This is a genomic window from Leminorella richardii (genome assembly GCF_900478135.1).
Taxonomy (GTDB): Bacteria; Pseudomonadota; Gammaproteobacteria; order Enterobacterales; family Enterobacteriaceae; genus Leminorella; species Leminorella richardii.
Genome location: NZ_LS483470.1, coordinates 332,959 through 350,095 on the forward strand (window position 1 = coordinate 332,959; position 17,137 = coordinate 350,095).

The 17,137-nt window shown below is 52.7% G+C and carries 12 protein-coding genes; 5 read left to right on the forward strand and 7 right to left on the reverse strand.

Annotated features, from left to right (window positions below):
- Nucleotides 1-20 precede the first annotated feature (20 nt).
- The gene (locus tag DQM29_RS01585; RefSeq protein WP_111738999.1) at nucleotides 21-2,840 is read right to left on the reverse strand and encodes an FAD-binding and (Fe-S)-binding domain-containing protein; all 2,820 of its coding nucleotides are present in this window, start codon (nucleotides 2,838-2,840) and stop codon (nucleotides 21-23) included.
- A 423-nt stretch (nucleotides 2,841-3,263) separates the two neighbouring features.
- On the opposite strand from DQM29_RS01585, the gene DQM29_RS01590 reads away from it, so the two are divergent.
- Nucleotides 3,264-4,778: a helicase HerA-like C-terminal domain-containing protein gene (locus DQM29_RS01590; protein WP_111741960.1), complete on the forward strand. Its 1,515-nt coding sequence runs from the start codon at nucleotides 3,264-3,266 to the stop codon at nucleotides 4,776-4,778.
- A 73-nt stretch (nucleotides 4,779-4,851) separates the two neighbouring features.
- On the opposite strand, the gene DQM29_RS01595 is transcribed toward DQM29_RS01590, so the two are convergent.
- The 5 genes from DQM29_RS01595 to manD form a co-directional block, all read right to left on the reverse strand.
- On the reverse strand, nucleotides 4,852-5,541 hold the full coding sequence (locus tag DQM29_RS01595; RefSeq protein ID WP_111739000.1) for a GntR family transcriptional regulator: 690 nt from the start codon (nucleotides 5,539-5,541) through the stop codon (nucleotides 4,852-4,854).
- A 445-nt stretch (nucleotides 5,542-5,986) separates the two neighbouring features.
- On the reverse strand, nucleotides 5,987-7,468 hold the full coding sequence (locus DQM29_RS01600; protein WP_111739001.1) for a mannitol dehydrogenase family protein: 1,482 nt from the start codon (nucleotides 7,466-7,468) through the stop codon (nucleotides 5,987-5,989).
- A gap of 20 nt (nucleotides 7,469-7,488) precedes the next feature.
- A complete protein-coding gene (locus DQM29_RS01605) occupies nucleotides 7,489-8,877 on the reverse strand; it encodes an MFS transporter (RefSeq protein ID WP_111739002.1) in 1,389 nt (462 codons plus the stop codon).
- 145 nt (nucleotides 8,878-9,022) lie between these two features.
- A complete protein-coding gene (locus DQM29_RS01610; RefSeq protein WP_111739003.1) occupies nucleotides 9,023-10,036 on the reverse strand; it encodes a Zn-dependent oxidoreductase in 1,014 nt (337 codons plus the stop codon).
- A gap of 17 nt (nucleotides 10,037-10,053) precedes the next feature.
- Nucleotides 10,054-11,268 carry a D-mannonate dehydratase ManD gene (manD, locus tag DQM29_RS01615; protein ID WP_111739004.1) on the reverse strand — a complete coding sequence of 405 codons (1,215 nt, stop codon included), beginning with the start codon at nucleotides 11,266-11,268 and terminating at the stop codon, nucleotides 10,054-10,056.
- A gap of 365 nt (nucleotides 11,269-11,633) precedes the next feature.
- Between manD and DQM29_RS01620 the strand changes: the two genes are divergently transcribed.
- From DQM29_RS01620 to DQM29_RS01630, 3 genes are read left to right on the forward strand one after another with little or no spacing between them, the layout of a single operon-like run.
- Entirely contained in the window at nucleotides 11,634-12,911 is a 1,278-nt protein-coding gene (locus DQM29_RS01620; protein ID WP_111739005.1) for a nucleoside permease, read from the forward strand.
- Nucleotides 12,908-13,912 (forward strand): ADP-ribosylglycohydrolase family protein, encoded by a 1,005-nt coding sequence (locus DQM29_RS01625; protein WP_111739006.1) that lies wholly within the window; start codon nucleotides 12,908-12,910, stop codon nucleotides 13,910-13,912. Before DQM29_RS01620 ends, DQM29_RS01625 begins: the two co-directional genes overlap by 4 nt.
- Nucleotides 13,909-14,886: a PfkB family carbohydrate kinase gene (locus DQM29_RS01630; protein ID WP_111739007.1), complete on the forward strand. Its 978-nt coding sequence runs from the start codon at nucleotides 13,909-13,911 to the stop codon at nucleotides 14,884-14,886. Before DQM29_RS01625 ends, DQM29_RS01630 begins: the two co-directional genes overlap by 4 nt.
- Here DQM29_RS01630 and DQM29_RS01635 read toward each other — a convergent pair.
- Nucleotides 14,860-15,606, reverse strand: a complete 747-nt coding sequence (locus DQM29_RS01635; protein ID WP_111739008.1) for a GntR family transcriptional regulator — start codon at nucleotides 15,604-15,606, stop codon at nucleotides 14,860-14,862. The genes DQM29_RS01630 and DQM29_RS01635 overlap by 27 nt on opposite strands.
- Before the next feature lie 270 nt (nucleotides 15,607-15,876).
- Between DQM29_RS01635 and argD the strand changes: the two genes are divergently transcribed.
- The gene (gene argD, locus DQM29_RS01640; RefSeq protein ID WP_111739009.1) at nucleotides 15,877-17,103 is read left to right on the forward strand and encodes a bifunctional acetylornithine/succinyldiaminopimelate transaminase; all 1,227 of its coding nucleotides are present in this window, start codon (nucleotides 15,877-15,879) and stop codon (nucleotides 17,101-17,103) included.
- Nucleotides 17,104-17,137: the final 34 nt, after the last annotated feature.

Genomic DNA, 17,137 nt, shown 5'->3' on the forward strand with positions numbered 1-17,137 from the left:
GCTTTTTTACTGTCGGTAAGTTAGCCTTCCAGAGGCTGCGTTACGCGATCTACTACGTACAGGATAGAACGATAGGGCACACCCGAGTGCTCTGTCAGGCCGATTTCACATGTACGACTGTTAGATACGCCTTCGGTACAGTTAGGCGGAACCTGATCCTTCAGCAGACGCAGGGCGCTTGCGTTCAGTTCCGGCGTCTTCATGCCTTTATCTCCCGCAAAGCCACAGCAGTGAATGCCGTCAGGGATAATGACCTGCGTACAGCAGCGATCCATCAGGCTCTTCATCGGCGCGGAAAGGCCCATTTTCACGCTGGAACAGGTCACGTGCAGCATGATGGGGTTATGCTCCGGCGTGAACTTCAGGCGATCCGCCAGATAATGGTGCGTGAAGCCGACCGGTTCAAACAGTGCCATGGGTTTCGTGAAGCCTTCAACTGCACGCAGAGCACACGGACTGGTATCGATCAGGACTGGGTACTTGCCCTGTTCGCTGGCTTTCCAGATGGCCTCTTCCATATCCGCCAGCCGCTCTTTGGCGACGGTGGTGATCCCCTTACTGTTGTAGGGCATACCGCAGCACAGGCTGTCGAGATTTTCCGGATAAATGATGCTGAAGCCCGCTTTGGTAAGCAGCTTTTCGACCACTTCAGTGAGCGGTCGCTGATCCGAATCGCTGGCGGAAGCGCCCATGGTTCTTGATGCACAGCTGGGAACGTAGACCACTTTAAGGTCGCGGTTAGACAGCACGGGCGCCACCGGTGAGCGGGCTCCGCGCGGGAATGCCGGAGTGAGCAGCGGAATGTGGCCAAAGCTTGCGACGTGTAGCGCTTTAGTCACTTTGCCCATGCGTTCGACACCAATGGCTCTGCCGGTTCCTGCAACGGTATTCAGCGCCAGGCGCGCACCGGCAGTGATGGTGGTGAAGTGGTCTGCCGTCCAGCGGGCGATCCTTTCATGACGCATGTTGCGACGCGTGCGGATATCGCGGATAAGCTCACCGGTGTTAATGCCGACCGGGCAGCGGCGAGCACACAGGCCGGTAGCTGCACAGGTGGCGTCCCCCAGATAGAGGAAGTCTTTTTCTAACTGCTTAAGGCGCTTGTCGTCATCACCGCTGCGGCGTAGGCGGTTGATTTCACGCCACATCACGATGCGCTGGCGCGGCGTAAACGAGAGGCCGGTCGATGGGCAAACAGGTTCACAGAAGCCGCATTCGATACAGCTATCAACGCGAGGTTCGGCAGCGGGCAGCAGCTTCAGGTTTTGCAGGTGGGCGTTGTGATCCCGGTTAAGTAATACGCCGGGGCTTAGCAGATGGTTAGGATCCATCAGGTTCTTCAGTTTCCACATCAGCTCATAGGCTTCTGCTCCCCACTCAAGCTCAACAAACGACGCCATGTTGCGGCCAGTACCGTGTTCTGCCTTTAGGGAGCCTTTGTATTCGACGGCCACCAGATGGGCGATATCTTCCATAAATGCCTGATAGCGGGAAACTTCAGCTGGAGTATCAAACGACTGCTGGAACACGAAGTGCATGTTGCCGTCTAGCGCGTGGCCGTAAATCACGACTTTGTAGTCATGCTTAATGAACAGCTTGCGCAGGTCCTGTACGCCGGAAGCCAGCTGTTCAATCTGGAAAGCAACGTCTTCAATAATGACGGTGGAGCCTACGGGGCGAACGGCGCCGATAGCTGGGAAAATGCCCTTGCGGATTGCCCACAGGCGACCAAACTCTTCTGGCTTGTTGGTAAACGGCACCTGTTGTTCTAGCGTGAAAGCGGAAACCGTCTCCATGATTTGCGCCATCTTTTCTTTCAGCCCTTCGGCGTCAGCTGCGCGAACCTCAACCAGCAGCGCTGTAGCGTCTTCGCTCAGATGCGGCATGAAGTCAGGAAGACCCTCTTCGTTTTCAACGGAAGCAAGGGCGCCGCGGTCCATCAGCTCTACGGCAGAAACCGGCTGCTGCTTCAGAACAATCGTCGCTTTACAGGCGTCTTCGATATCTTTAAAAACAAACAGCGCAGAGGCTTTAAACTGGTGCTCTTCTACCGTTTCATAGGTAATTTCGGCGATAAAGCCAAGAGTACCTTCTGAGCCGATCATCAGGTGAGTCATGACGTCCAGCGGATCGTCAAAGTCGACCAGCGCGTTCAGGCTGTAGCCGGTAGTGTTCTTGATGCGGTACTTGTGGCGAATCAGCTCGGCAAGGTGGGTGTTGGCTTTAGTCTCGCTTGCCAGCTGGCCCAGCCCTTCCAGAATGTGAGAGTGGGTCTTTTTAAACGCAGCGACGGACTCACTGTCGGCAGTATCAATAAGCGTACCGTCAGCCAGAATCAAACGCATGGATTCCAGCGTCTGATAGGAGTTTTGTGAGGTACCGCAGCACATGCCGCTGGCGTTATTAGCGGCAATGCCGCCGATTTTACAGGCATCGATTGAGGCCGGATCGGGGCCAATCTTACGGCCAAAGGGGGCCAGGTAGCGGTTCGCATCGGCACCAATCACGCCGGGTTTCAGCGAGATGTAGCCCGCGTCGCCAAAAATCTTGTACTGGCGCCAGCTGTCGCCGAGCGTAATCAGTATTGAGTCAGTGATAGCCTGCCCAGACAGACTGGTGCCCGCGGCGCGAAACGTTACAGGCAAGTTATGCTTTTGTGCCAGTATGAGCGTTTTTTGAACGTCTTTTTCGCTATCGAGACGTACGACGATTTGGGGGATCAGACGGTAGCAGCTGGCATCGGTACCAAACGCCATAGTGCGGGATGGATCGGTATAAACATTTGATTTTGGGACAAAACGACAGAGCTCATCATAAAAAGATTGGTAAGAGGCTTTCATCTAGGCTTCCTTGATTATTTTATAGGCAACAATAATGTTGCTTCTATGTTGATTATAATGAAGAAAGTTGAAATTTATCGTGATCTCACTCTCTCTTTGGTGGCTGTTGAAACGATTCATATGATAAATGAAATAGTTGACTGAGTATTTTAATGGCTTAGATGCGTTTTTATTGGTGGATATTTGTTCAAATTAGTGTTGCTGCTTAAGGATTTCATCGGCCTCATTTATACTCGTCATGCTTTCAGTGGTGGGGAGATTCGCTGTTGTTTTCTGCCGTTTTCTGCTGTTTGTTCGGTTTAGCTATATACTGAAAGCGATAAAAAACAGGGGCGTCGGGGAATGCTTCTTCGACGCGCAGATTGTAGGGCTCGAGGCTCTGTTTGGGCGCAAGGATGGGCCAAATGAATAGGATATATGTTGATGTTAGAACCGCTTGTTATTGCTAAAAGTCATGAAACGCCGCTGGCTATTTTGCCCGCACTGGCGAACCGCCACGGGTTGATTACCGGGGCTACCGGAACCGGGAAAACGGTCACTCTGCAAAAAATGGCGGAAAGCTTTTCCCGCGCAGGCGTACCGGTGTTCATGGCCGATGTGAAGGGCGACTTGTCCGGCGTCGGTGCAGAAGGCGTTCTAAATCCCAAATTGCAGTCTCGCCTTGAGGCATTGGGCGTTACCGACTGGGAGCCGGCGGCGTGCCCTACCGTTTTCTGGGACGTGTTTGGTGAGAAGGGGCATCCTGTTCGCGCCACGGTGTCAGACATGGGGCCGACTTTGCTTTCTCGCCTGTTGAATCTGAACGACGTGCAGGCTGGCGTGCTGCAACTGGTGTTCAAGATTGCCGACGACAGCGGCCTGCTGCTGCTGGATATGAAAGATCTGCGTTCAATGGTGCAGTTTGTTGGCGATAACGCCAAACGCTTCCAGACCCAGTACGGCAACATATCTAGTGCGTCAATTGGCGCTATTCAACGGGGCCTGTTGACCCTTGAACAGCAGGGCGCGGAACACTTCTTTGGCGAGCCGATGCTGGACATCCTCGACCTGATTAAAACCAACTCTTCTGGACAGGGGATCGTTAATATCCTCGCAGCTGACCGGCTGTACAATCTGCCGAAGCTCTACTCTGTTTTCCTGCTGTGGCTGCTGTCCGAACTTTTTGAACAGCTGCCTGAAGTGGGAGATATGGATAAGCCCAAAGTTGTATTCTTCTTTGATGAAGCCCACCTGCTGTTTAAAGACGCGCCTCCAGCGCTTTTGGAGAAGATTGAGCAGGTGGTTCGCTTGATTCGCTCGAAGGGTGTTGGCGTCTATTTTGTCACACAAAATCCGCTGGATATTCCCGACAGCGTGCTGGGGCAGTTGGGAAACCGAGTTCAGCACGCGCTGCGGGCGTTTACTCCACGTGACCAGAAAGCCGTGCGGGCAGCCGCGCAAACGATGCGCGCGAATCCAGCCTTTGACGCCGAGCAGGCGATTACCGAGCTGGGCGTAGGCGAGGCGCTGATCTCTTTTCTGGACGAGAAGGGCCGGCCTAATGTGGTTGAGCGGGGATTTGTGATCGCTCCCTGTTCTCGTATGGGGGCAATGACCGATGATGAACGCAACGCGCTTATCAACCATTCACCGTTCTATGGGCGTTACGAAGAGTCTATCGACCGCGAATCGGCCTATGAGAGGCTGGCGGCTGGCGTTGTAGCGGCAGCAGATGAACCCGCTAAAGGCTCCGTAGCGCCGAAAGCGGAAGAGAAAAAGCCTGCTGATGACGGCGGCCTGTTTGGCAGCCTGAACGACATTCTGTTTGGCAGCACGGGCCCGAGGGGCGGCAAAAAGGATGGTATTGTTCAAACGGCGGCGAAGTCTATGACGCGCCAGCTGAGCAACCAGATTGTGCGCGGCATTCTTGGCAGCATTCTCGGCGGTAAAAAGCGCTAGCGTTTTTTATGCTCAGGTAAAGTAAAACGGCGGCCAGTTTGGCCGCCGTTTTGTTGTCTCTATGGTGTGAGGCTTACTCGCCTGTTTCAAACCAGTCGGTATTGCGCTGGGAAATGGTTGTAATAGTGGTGATCATTTCGCTCAGATGTTGGTGAATGGCCTCTTCTGCCGCGTCGGGATCGCGTTTTTCCAATGCGAGATAAATTCGGTAGTGCTGCTCAATCAGGCTTTCCGGTGGAGAAACGTCCGCCAGGCTCATAAATCGGACTCGATCCATCGTTGCCTTGATGGTTTCAATGGTTTCCCATGCCATCGGGCAGTCGATGATCTCTGTAAAGGTGCGATGGAACTCGTCGTCCAGGTCGAGAAACTCTTTGTCCCGCTTGTTGGCGGCGGCCAGTTCCTGACGATGGAGATTATGCTTAAGCTGCATCAGATAGTCTGGCGTAATAGCTACAGCGACGCGGCGAATAATGGCGGACTCTACCGCTTCCCGGATAAACCGACCGTCAGAAACGCGCTTGGCCGAGATTTTCATAACGAACGTCCCGCGCTGGGGCAGTATCTGTACCAGTCCTGTCTCAGAGAGTTTGATAAAGGCTTCTCTGACGGGCTGACGGGATACGCTAAAGCGGGTGGAGATTTCTTTTTCCGACAGCAGAGTGCCCGGCCTGATCGTACAGTCCACAATTTCCTGACGCAGCAGGCGATAGATCTGTTGATTAACAGGCTCACTGGTTGTGAAGGGGTAAACAATGCTCATGGACGTTTGCTATTCTCTGGCCTTTGTTTTCAGCTCTTTGCATTATGGCGATATTTACCGCAAGTTTCACTAGAATTCTGAATGTTTTGGCAGAGGAAGGCAGCAAAACGCCGAAATTTTCGCCGATTTTATACGTCTATTACCGTATAAGAGTAATACAGTGAGAAATGGGCTTTTATTTTCTTCCTATAATGTTAATTATTTTGTCAGAATTAATTCTAAACTTATTGATTTTTTGTTTTAAATTAATGAGATAATGTGAAATAAATTTGTCTGTTGTAGCCTCGTGAAGAGTATTTTTAGACTGTATTTTTGGTTTTTTCAGGTGACTTTTGAAAAAGAGTCGTAGGATATTTTTGTACGTTCTGGCGCCTTGAAAAATAACAGGCCGGAGATCGCTCTCTGGCCTGTTAAAAACACATTTGACTTATTATCGTCTGCTATTTCAAAGCTTTTTTACCAGCTGAGCGACAGCCTCTTTCGCTCCCAGCTCCAGCAGTTGCTGATAGGCGCTAACTACTGCGCTAACAAAGCGTTCATCTTTAGGCAGCTCACTGCCGAAGACAACGTTCAGAGACAGCAGAGCCTTCACTCGCGCTTCGCCTTCTGTACTGCCGTTAACCAGCGCGCGCAGCTGTTCAATCAGCGGGTCGCTGACTTCAATCGGTTGGCCCTGTTCGTCGACGCCGCCAACGTAGCGGATCCAAGCGGCAACGCCGAGAGCCAGACAGTCAAAACGAGTTCCGTTCGCCAAATGATAGCGAATAGAATCCAGCATGCGCTGAGGAAGCTTCTGCGTACCGTCCATGGCGATTTGCCAAGTGCGGTGCTTGAGCGCTGTGTTGCGGTAGCGGTTTAGCAGTGAGTCTGCATAAGCTGCCAGGTCTACGCCTTGAGTTCTCAAGGTTGGTGCCTGCTCGCTCAGCATCAAGTGGCGCGCAGCGATGGCATAGTTGTCATCCTGCATGCAGTCGTTAATGTGTTGATAGCCAGCCAGATAGCCTAGGTATGCAAGGAGTGAGTGGCTGCCGTTGAGCATGCGCAGCTTCATTTCTTCATACGGTAGGACATCCTGCACCAGCTCTGCACCCGCTTTTTCCCATTCAGGGCGACCGTTAACAAAGTTGTCTTCGATGACCCACTGACGGAAAGGTTCACAGGCGACACCGGCCGGATCCTGAATGCCGCCCAGCTTCTGAGAGACTTTCTCCAGCGTTTCAGGCGTAACGGCAGGCACGATGCGATCCACCATTGTGGAAGGAAAGCTAACGTTAGCTTCAATCCACTTGGCTAGCTCGGCGTCCTGCTTTTTCGCCAGCCCCAAAATGACGTTGCGGGTTACGTGGCCGTTTTCCGGCATGTTATCGCACGACATCACAGTAAACGCGGGCAGCCCACGGTCGCGACGCAGACGCAGTGCTCGTACGATAGTACCCGGAGCGGATTTCGGCGCCTCCGGATGAGCGATATCGTGCTGGATCATTGGATGATCGTCGATCAGCGTACCGGTAGCGGGCTGATAGCAGTAGCCCTTTTCCGTAATGGTGATAGAGACGATAGAAACCTGCGGTTCAGCCATGGCTTCTAATACGGCCTCAATACCGTCAACTTCAGCGTGCAGCGCACGACGAACGACCCCGACCACTCGGCCAGACCATCCTTCCGCCGCCATTTCGGCGACGGAGTAGAGCAGGTTCTGCTGGTTAAGATCGTTGATTTGCTGCTCGCCGCCGATCAGATTGACTTCACAATAGCCCCAGTCGCTGCCGTGTTCTGTTGCCAGAATGTCGGCATAGACAGCCTGGTGGGCGCGATGGAACGCGCCGAAGCCCAAGTGGACAATGCGAGGTTTAACCTTTTCCCTGTCATAAGACGGCGTGATGACGTCTTTTGGCAGGTTGGACAGCGTTTCATTACATAGTTTCATAGTGTTACTGGCTCTTGACGCTAAACGTATTCTTTGACGCCTGCGACCACCGATTTGGCTGGCACTTCAGCAGCGTCTTCTTCTGCACTGAGGTCGCGATCTTTGACTTCAGGCATACAAATGGCAGAGATCAGTCCGATGATGGAGTAAACAACGATCATCACGACAATTGGCCACCAGGAGCCGGTCATGTTACAGAAAATACCGGCTAATACTGGGCCGAAGCCTACTGCAACCAGGCCACCGGCTTCTTTAGAGATAGCCATGCGGGTAAAGCGATTGCGAGAGCCGAACATTTCCGCCATGGTGATGTTTTCCAGTGCGAACAGACCCAGTACCGCGACGTTGTGGATAATGATAAGGCTAACCATGATAGTGCTTGGCGTGTTGGTTTTGTCGACGATCATAGAGACCATCGGGTAGGCCAGAACGATAGCACTGGTGCACAGAACCATATAAGGCAGGCGGCGACCAATTTTGTCTGACAGCCAGCCCAGTAGCGGAATGGTCAGGAAGCCGAGAATGGAGCTAATCATCAGGGCATCGGTCGGGATACTCTTTTCAAACAGCAGGGTTTGAACCAGATAGGCCGCCAGGAAGGTCTGAATTAGACCAGAGTTGCCTGCCTGTCCGAAACGCAGGCCAGTCGCCAGCCAGAATGACTTGCTGGTAAACATGGCAAAAACGGATTCTTCTTTTTTCTTTGCAGCCGCTTGTGCCGCAGTTGGCTTTTCTTCAGAAACCTGTTCAAAGACTGGGCTTTCTTTCAGGTTCATACGTAGCCAGATGGCGAAGAACATAACTACAACGCTTGCCAGGAACGGCACGCGCCAGCCCCAGTCCAGCAGCTGCTGCTTATCCAGTGCGAAGAACATCACCGCCCAGATAGCCGTGGCGCTCAGGGTACCACAGTTGGTGCCCATGGCGACCAGAGAAGAGATAATGCCGCGCTTACCCTTTGGCGCATACTCCGCCAGCATGGTGCCCGCACCGGAGATTTCGGCGCCCGCTCCCAGTCCCTGAACAATACGAAGTAGGATCAGCAGCAGCGGTGCGAAGATGCCGATTTGTGCATAGGTTGGCAGCACACCGATGAGCGTAGTACAGATACCCATCATGGTGATGGTGATAAACAGCACTTTTTTACGGCCGATGGTGTCGCCCATTCTGCCAAAGAAGAAGGCGCCTACGATACGAGCAACGTAGCCTGCGCCATAGGTGCCCATGGCCAGAATAAGCGCCATGGCCGCGGACTGCTCAGGGAAGAAAATTTCACGAAAGACCAGCGCCGCGCCGAGAGAGTACAGCTGGAAGTCCATAAACTCCAGAGCGGTACCGAGCCAACCGGATACGGCCGCCTTGACCAGATCCGAGGTGCTTCTTTCAGGGGTATTCTGTTTTGATTCCATATAATTGTTCTCTATGAGCTGTTGTTATGGGTACAGAGACTGTTTGTTTTGTTATTTAACCATTAGGGCGCGAATTTTTGATTCCGAGCCGCATCAGAGGATGCGGCCGGAAATACGCGCCGTTATCGGCTCCTTGCCCTGAACGCTAAAACGTCAGCAGGACTTTACAGCACTGTTTCTGGTCCTTCTCGAAGGTTTCCAGCGCGTTGATCACCTGGGTGTAATCAAACTTATGAGTAATGAGTTTTTCCGGGTGAATTTTTTTCTCCTTCATCCAGTCAATGACCATGGGGAAGCGGTTACTGTTAAGCCGAGAGCTGTAAATCGTTAGCTCTTTGCTAGTGATCCCCTGCTGGTTAATCACGCATGGGTCAGAAGAGAAGCCCATAATGCCGATGCGAGCCGCTGGAGAGGCAAGGCCGATAGCTTCCGGCAGAATAGACGGATGGCAGGCAGCGTCAACAATGAGGGTCGGTCGAATGCCTAGCTTGGCCAGTTCGTCAGCCAGATTGATGTCCGTATTGTTGATGATGCGGTCAGCGCCGTTTTCTTTCGCCATCGCTAAACGTTCATCAATACGGTCGGCAACGATAATTTCTTTTACGCCATATACCCCGCGCAGTGCCTGAATAGTGGTTAAACCCATTGGGCCTGCACCGTAAACCAGCGCCACGTCTAGCGGGCCAGGATTCATCTGGCTGCAGATATTGGCGGCAATGGTAAAGGGCTCAATCATGGTGGCATCGCGGTCGCCAATGCTTTCCGGCACGGTGTGGGCATTTTTCGCCGGCAGCGTGACGTGTTCACTGAAGCCGCCGTCGCGATGTACGCCGATGACCTGCAGCGATGTACATACGTTAGGGCGACCAATGGAGCAGGGGTAGCAGTGGCCGCAGTTGACCACCGGGTCGCCCACAACGCGCTCGCCGATGCGAGCGGCATCAACGCCTTCGCCAACGGCGTCAATGCGGCCGAAAAACTCGTGGCCGATAACGCGCGGATATTTGGCAAACGGGTTATGCCCGCGGTAAATGTGTACGTCAGAACCGCAAATGCCGGCGCTTTCTACGCGAATGCGGACATCGCCGGGCTGTGGTTCGGGCATCGGACGGTCTTCGATAACCAGCTTGCCTGGTTCCTGAATAACTACGCTTTTCATGTATTGCTCTCCGTTAATTACCAGTTCCACAGCGTGCCGTCTTCCAGACGGGCTACCGGTAAGTAGGCTGGCTCGTAGGGATATTTGGCGGCCAGTTTTTCGTCAAAGTCGATGCCTAGGCCCGGCTTGTCGCTTGGGTGCATGTAGCCGTCTTCGAAGGTCCAGTTGTGTGGGAAGACTTCCAGCATCTGCTCGGAGTAGCCCATGTATTCCTGAACGCCGAAGTTCGGTACCCACAGGTCGAAGTGCAGCGCGGCGGCGTGGCAGATCGGTGACAGATCCGACGGGCCGTGAGAGCCGGTGCGTACTTGATACATGGCGGCAAAGTCTGCGATGCGGCGCATATGAGTAATGCCGCCCGCGTGGGTGATGGTGGTGCGGATGTAGTCAATTAGCTGTTCTTCAATCAGCTGCTTGCAGTCCCAAATGCTGTTGAATACTTCACCGACGGCGATAGGCGTCACAGTGTGCTGACGGATCAGGCGGAAGCACTCTTGATTCTCCGCAGGGGTTGGATCTTCCATCCAGAACAGGCGGTAGTCTTCAATGCTCTTGCCGAAGCGCGCGGCTTCGATCGGCGTCAGGCGGTGGTGCATGTCGTGCAGCAGGTGCTCGTTAAAGCCAAACTTGCTGCGCACGGCGTCAAACAGTTTCGGCGTAAAGTCGAGATACTTTTCTGTCGACCACAGCTGCTCTTCTGGGTAAGCGCCTTTGGTTGCTGGCTCGTAGGCTAAGTTTTTGCCCTTGCTCAGACCGTAGGTGGTTTTCATACCCGGCACGCCGCACTGAACGCGGATTGCCTTAAAGCCCATTTCCTGATGCTTGGCGTAGTCTTCTAGCACTTCGTCGATAGTACGACCAGTGGTGTGGCAGTAAACCATAACGCCGGTGCGAGACGCGCCGCCCAGAAGCTGGTAAACCGGCATGTTAGCTGCTTTGCCTTTGATGTCCCACAGCGCCATATCGATGGCGGAAATGGCCGACATGGTCACCGGGCCGCGACGCCAATAGGCGCCTTTATAGAAAAACTGGAAGATATCTTCGATCTGATGCGCATCGCGGCCGATAAGCTGCGGGCACAGGTGGTCTTTCAAATAGGAGGCGACGGGAAGCTCGCGGCCGTTGAGCGTGGCGTCACCGACGCCGTAAATCCCTTCATCAGTAGTTATTTTTACAGTGACAAAGTTACGGCCGGGACACGTAACAAAAACTTCAGCCTTTACGATTTTCATAGTGCGTCTGTCCAGATGGATAAAAAAGAGGTCTCGAGCTCGAGAGTTAATGTTTGCATAAGATACTTCTAGTAAAACTACCATACAAGTATTGCGATAGAGATTTTCAGACTCTGCTTATGGTTATGTGATAACGGTCACTTTATTTAACTAACCTGCTTTTAGATAAAAAGACGTAAAAATCGATATAGGCCAGGCAGAATGGGGGATAGACAGTTAAGGTACGTTGCCTATTTCTGGAAAATAAAGGGATGACTACAAGGGAAAGTGTTACTTCGCTCAAAGAACGTACCAAAAGGTATTTAAAAGGTATTATTAATTGGTATCTTAAAGGTTATCAATAAATCGTCATAAAGGATGTGAATATGAAAACAACAGCAAAGCTGTCGTTTATGATGTTTGTCGAATGGTTTATTTGGGGGGCCTGGTTTGTTCCTCTGTGGCTGTTTTTGAACCGAAGCGGCTTTACCGCTGGTGAAATAGGCTGGTCTTATGCCTGTACGGCGATTGCCGCCATTTTGTCGCCGATTCTGGTCGGCTCGCTGACTGACCGCTTTTTTGCCGCGCAAAAAGTGCTGGCGTTACTGATGTTTGTGGGCGCAGCGCTGATGTATTTGGCGGCGCAGCAGACTGAATTTGTTTATTTTTTCCCTTTACTGCTAGGATACTCGTTGACCTATATGCCGACGATTGCACTAACAAACAGTATTGCATTTGCCAACGTTGGCGATGTGGAACGCGATTTCCCCCGTATTCGCGTAATGGGAACCATTGGTTGGATTGCATCCGGCATCGTGTGTGGCTTTTTACCCGAGATGCTCGGGTTTAACGACATTTCACCAACCAATATCCCTCTGGTGATCACTGCGATTAGTTCCGCGCTGCTGGGTATTTTCGCCTTTTGGCTGCCAAATACGCCGCCGAAAAGTACTGGCAAGCTGAGCTTTAAAGTGATGCTTGGCTTAGATGCGGTTGTGATGCTCCGAGACAGAAACTTTCTGGTTTTCTTTGTTTGCTCCTTCCTGTTCGCCATGCCGCTAGCTTTCTATTACATCTTTGCGAACGGGTTTCTTACCGAAGTGGGAATGAAAAACGCTACTGGCTGGATGACGCTGGGGCAGTTTTCGGAAATCTTCTTTATGCTGGCGCTACCGTTTTTCACCAAGCGCTTTGGCATTAAAAAGGTGCTGCTGCTTGGTCTGGTGACGGCTGCGATCCGCTATGCCTTCTTTGTCTATGGCGACGCCTACCACTACTTCACCTACGGGCTTCTGTTCCTTGGCATTTTGCTACATGGAGTAAGCTACGATTTTTACTATGTCACTGCCTACATTTACGTTGATAAAAAAGCGCCGGTTCATATGCGTACTGCCGCTCAAGGGCTGATTACGCTGTGCTGCCAAGGGTTCGGCAGTCTGTTGGGCTACCGCATCGGCGGCGTGATGATGGAAAAGATGTTTGCCTATCAGGAGCCTGTAAACGGCTTAACGTTTAACTGGGTTGGCATGTGGGGATTCGGCGCTGCCATGATCGCGGTTATTGCCGTCTTGTTCATGCTGCTGTTTCGTGAATCAGACAGGGACATTACCACTATTACTGTAAATAACGGCACAGAAGAGCTACAAACAGAGGAAGCTAAATGAAACAGGAACGCATTCTTGGCGCGCTTTACGGTCAGGCATTGGGGGATTCAATGGGGATGCCCTCAGAGCTTTGGCCGCGGGCTAGAGTAAAGGCGCACTTTGGTTGGATAGACCGCTTTATTCCCGGCCCTGCTGAAAACAACGCCGCCTGCTATTTTGGCCGTGCTGAATACACTGACGATACTTCAATGGCGTGCTGTTTGGTGAAGGCGTTTATCGAGTGTGATGGAGAGATTAACGCTGAAGCTATCGGTAGGCACATTTTGGCGTGGGCTGAGTCCTTTGACGCGTTTAATAAAAACGTTCTGGGGCCGACGTCAAAAATCGCGCTTAACGCGATACGCGATGGGAAGCCCGTGGAGAGCCTTGAGAATAATGGCGTTACCAATGGTGCTGCCATGCGCGCTTCTCCTTTAGGATGCCTGCTGCCAACGGATGATTTAGACGGCTTTATTGAGCAGGTTGCGCTGGCGTCAAGTGCTACACACAAGTCTGATTTGGCCGTGGCGGGCGCAGTGGCTATCGCTTGGGCTGTGTCGCGGGCTATTGAAGGAAGCCGTTGGGAAGAAATCAGGGATGCGCTACCCACGGTCGCTCGCCACGCTCAGGAGAGGAAAGTGACGACGTTCAGTGCGTCGCTTGCCGCCCGTATTGAGCTGGCGTTAGAGGTCGTAAGAACTTCCGCTGGTACAGAATCGGCCAGTGAGCGTATTTATCAGCTGATCGGTGCGGGAACTAGCACCATCGAGTCGGTTCCCGCCGCGATTGCGATGGTGGAACTGGCGCAAACCGATCCTAATCGCTGCGCCGTTCTATGTGCCAATCTGGGGGGGGATACGGATACTATCGGCGCGATGGCGACAGCAATTTGCGGCGCTCTGCACGGCGTTGACGCTATTGATAAAGCCCTTAAGCGAGAGCTTGATGAGGTCAACCGACCAGAGTTTGAGCACTACGCTGAGAGGTTAATGCAGTATCGCCTGCGTAGGGAGAGAGCATGAATGCAAACGCGCTAGCCAATCGGCTAAATAGCCTGTCTGTACAGCGCCCAATAACAGTGCTCGGCGCCGTCGTTATTGATGTGATTGCCGATGCTTATTCATTGCCGTGGCGCGGTTGTGATATTGAGCTCCAACAGCAGAGCGTTAATATTGGCGGCTGCGCGTTCAACGTAGCTCTGGCGCTTAAAAGGCTGGGGCTGGAGACACAAAACGTGCTGCCGTTAGGGCAGGGCGTGTGGGCTGATATCATCCGAAACAGCCTGACACAGCGTGGGATGCGCAGTGCGATAGAAACCGATGAAGGCGACAACGGGTGGTGTCTGGCACTGGTTGAACCGGACGGTGAACGGACGTTTATGTCGTTTAGCGGAGTAGAAAACCAGTGGCGTGCATCGTGGTTGGATAACTTGGTTGTGCAGCCGCAGAGCTTGGTGTATCTAGCAGGCTATCAGCTGGCATCACCGCGTGGAGAAGTGCTGGTAGACTGGTTGGAAAACCTGTCTCAGGTGACGCCTTTTATCGATTTTGGCCCTCGAATTGCCGACATTCCCGAAGCGATGATGTCCAGAATTATGGCGCTTAAGCCGATCGTTTCTTTAAATCGGCAAGAGGCGGAGATTGCCGCTCGTGCGCTAGGTGTACACAATGAAGTACAGAGTCTGGGGGCTGCGTGGTTAGCCCACTACGGTTCACCGCTTATTGTCCGGCAGGACAGCGAGGGCGCCTGGTTTTTTGATGAAAAAGCTCAGGGGTGTGCGGCACCCTTTAGCGCATCGGTGGTGGATACTATCGGCGCGGGGGATAGTCACGCGGGAGGGGCAATAGCAGGGCTGTCCGCTGGGTGGTCGCTAGCGGAGTCGGTTACGCTAGGTAACGCCGTGGCCTCTTTTGTCGTCAGCCATCGAGGTGGAGACTGTGCGCCGACGGTGGATGAATTAACCGCGCGGCTAAAACTCGCAAACGAAGGTGTATAGATCGCTGCGGCAGTGACTAATGCTGTATTCGATAGGCCTTTGCAGCCCATCGAAAGCGATTTGCTTGATGACCAGCATCGGAATGTCGCCGCTGGTTTGCAGATGAGTAAGAAACTCAGCGTCCGGCATTCGGGCGCTGACGTAGCTTTTTGTTCTCTGTGGATGGATATTTTGGCTGCGGAAGTATTCATACAGGGAAATCCCAATTTCTTCCGCATTGTCGATGAGATCGACAGGAACATAGGATTTTTCAATAGAAACGGCGTCATCGTCTACATAGCGAATGCGCTTAAGTAAAAATACGTCATCTTCGGGTGAGAGAGCCAGTCGCTCAGCTACGTCAGCGGGGCATTTTTCTACCTGTCGGGTTATCCAGAGCGTACTTGGCCTTTTTCCCAGCAGAGAGACTTGTTGGGAAAATCCGGGCGCCTCTTTCAGGGAGTACTCGAAGATATTGTTGACCTGAGTACCGTAGCCGCGGGATCGGGTGACAACCCCCTCTTTTTCCAACGCTTCCATGGCGTTACGCACGGTAATGCGAGATACGCCGGTAAGCTGGCTAAGGTCTCGCTCACCGGGAAGAATGTTGCCGTGCTCTAACGTTCCGCTTCGCACCGCGCTTTTTATCGTTTGGGCAAACTTCAGATAAAGCGGCGCGTTATCGGCAGAAGCCAGTCGCTTGACTAACTGTTCTATCAGTTGAACGTGGGCCTTTTCCATATGTCGCGAACCTGAAGAGAGGGGAAGAGCTATCATATCATTTATTTTCAGCGAATTTGCGCTTGATGAAGACTGAGCGCAGTAGAAAAGCGATAGAAACCGTCGCGTTAAGGCTCTTTGTGAAAAAGAGTGTTAATAGCAACCCAAGACCCTCCATAGTTTGCGATAGAGGAGATTCTTATTTTATATATTAATTCAATTAAATTGATTTTTTATTCATTTTTGATAAGGTGAATTTTATTCATAGAAATAGAACAGGGCAGAATCAAAATGAGTGGTGTTAGCAAAGTAACTCGGAATATGTTTGATAGCGTGATGTTGCCGGTTTATGCGCCTGCGGCGTTTGTTCCCGTGAAGGGAAAAGGAAGTCGCGTATGGGACCAGCAGGGAAATGAGTTTATCGATTTCTCCAGCGGTATCGCGGTGACTGCCCTTGGGCACTGCCATCCTGCACTGGTTAAGGCGCTGAAAGAGCAGAGTGAGCTTATCTGGCACACCAGCAATCTGTTCACCAACGAGCCTGCGCTTCGTCTAGCGAAAAAGATGATCGACGCGACGTTTGCCGATCGCGTGTTTTTCGCTAACTCGGGGGCTGAAGCCAACGAGGCCGCTTTCAAGCTGGTCCGCCGCTACGCCATTGAACGTCACAGCCCCTATAAAACCAAAATTATCGCCTTTAAGAACGCCTTCCACGGCCGTACGCTGTTTACCGTTACTGTCGGCGGTCAGGCGAAGTATTCAGATGGATTCGGGCCGAAGCCTGCCGACATTATTCACGTGCCTTTTAACGATCTTGACGCAGTGAAAGCGGTAATGGACGACCACACCTGTGCGGTCGTGCTAGAGCCAGTGCAGGGCGAGGGGGGGATTACTCCCGTTGACGCGGATTTTCTGCGCGGGGTTCGCGAACTGTGCGATCGGCATCAGGCGCTGCTGGTGTTTGATGAAGTGCAGTCAGGCATGGGCAGAACCGGTACGCTATTTACCTACATGCGCTACGGCGTGACGCCGGACGTGCTGACATCCGCCAAAGCGTTGGGAGGCGGCTTCCCCATTAGCGCCATGCTGACAACCAACGACGTGGCGCAGGTGATGGAGCCTGGCGTACACGGCACGACCTACGGGGGTAACCCGCTTGCCTGTGCGGTTGCCGAGGCGGCCTTTGACGCAATTAATTCACCGGAAGTGCTGTCCGGTGTGCAGGGGCGGCATGAGTATATTGTTTCCCGGCTGGCGGAGATCAATCAGCGCTACGGCGTATTTGCCGACGTGCGGGGGCTGGGGCTATTAATTGGCGCTGAGCTGTCGGCTGACTACAGCGGGATGGCCAGAGAGTTTTTGGCGGCGGCGGTAGACAGTGGTCTGATGCTGCTTAATGCTGGGCCTAGTGTGCTGCGCTTTGCCCCTTCGCTGGTGATCCCAATGGAAGACTTGCAGATAGGAATGGAACGTCTTGAAAACGCGGTGAAGCAGGTTGCTGAGGCTAAGGCAAAGTAACTGGCTTAGAGAAAAACAAACGCCGCTCACTGAG

Bases quoted from the DNA above. Each gene is read 5' to 3' on its own strand.
- DQM29_RS01585 (WP_111738999.1), bottom strand. From the start codon at position 2,840: ATGAAAGCCTCTTACCAATCTTTTTATGATGAGCTCTGTCGTTTTGTC.
- DQM29_RS01590 (WP_111741960.1), top strand. From the start codon at position 3,264: ATGTTAGAACCGCTTGTTATTGCTAAAAGTCATGAAACGCCGCTGGCT.
- DQM29_RS01595 (WP_111739000.1), bottom strand. From the start codon at position 5,541: ATGAGCATTGTTTACCCCTTCACAACCAGTGAGCCTGTTAATCAACAG.
- DQM29_RS01600 (WP_111739001.1), bottom strand. From the start codon at position 7,468: ATGAAACTATGTAATGAAACGCTGTCCAACCTGCCAAAAGACGTCATC.
- DQM29_RS01605 (WP_111739002.1), bottom strand. From the start codon at position 8,877: ATGGAATCAAAACAGAATACCCCTGAAAGAAGCACCTCGGATCTGGTC.
- DQM29_RS01610 (WP_111739003.1), bottom strand. From the start codon at position 10,036: ATGAAAAGCGTAGTTATTCAGGAACCAGGCAAGCTGGTTATCGAAGAC.
- manD (WP_111739004.1), bottom strand. From the start codon at position 11,268: ATGAAAATCGTAAAGGCTGAAGTTTTTGTTACGTGTCCCGGCCGTAAC.
- DQM29_RS01620 (WP_111739005.1), top strand. From the start codon at position 11,634: ATGAAAACAACAGCAAAGCTGTCGTTTATGATGTTTGTCGAATGGTTT.
- DQM29_RS01625 (WP_111739006.1), top strand. From the start codon at position 12,908: ATGAAACAGGAACGCATTCTTGGCGCGCTTTACGGTCAGGCATTGGGG.
- DQM29_RS01630 (WP_111739007.1), top strand. From the start codon at position 13,909: ATGAATGCAAACGCGCTAGCCAATCGGCTAAATAGCCTGTCTGTACAG.
- DQM29_RS01635 (WP_111739008.1), bottom strand. From the start codon at position 15,606: ATGGAAAAGGCCCACGTTCAACTGATAGAACAGTTAGTCAAGCGACTG.
- argD (WP_111739009.1), top strand. From the start codon at position 15,877: ATGAGTGGTGTTAGCAAAGTAACTCGGAATATGTTTGATAGCGTGATG.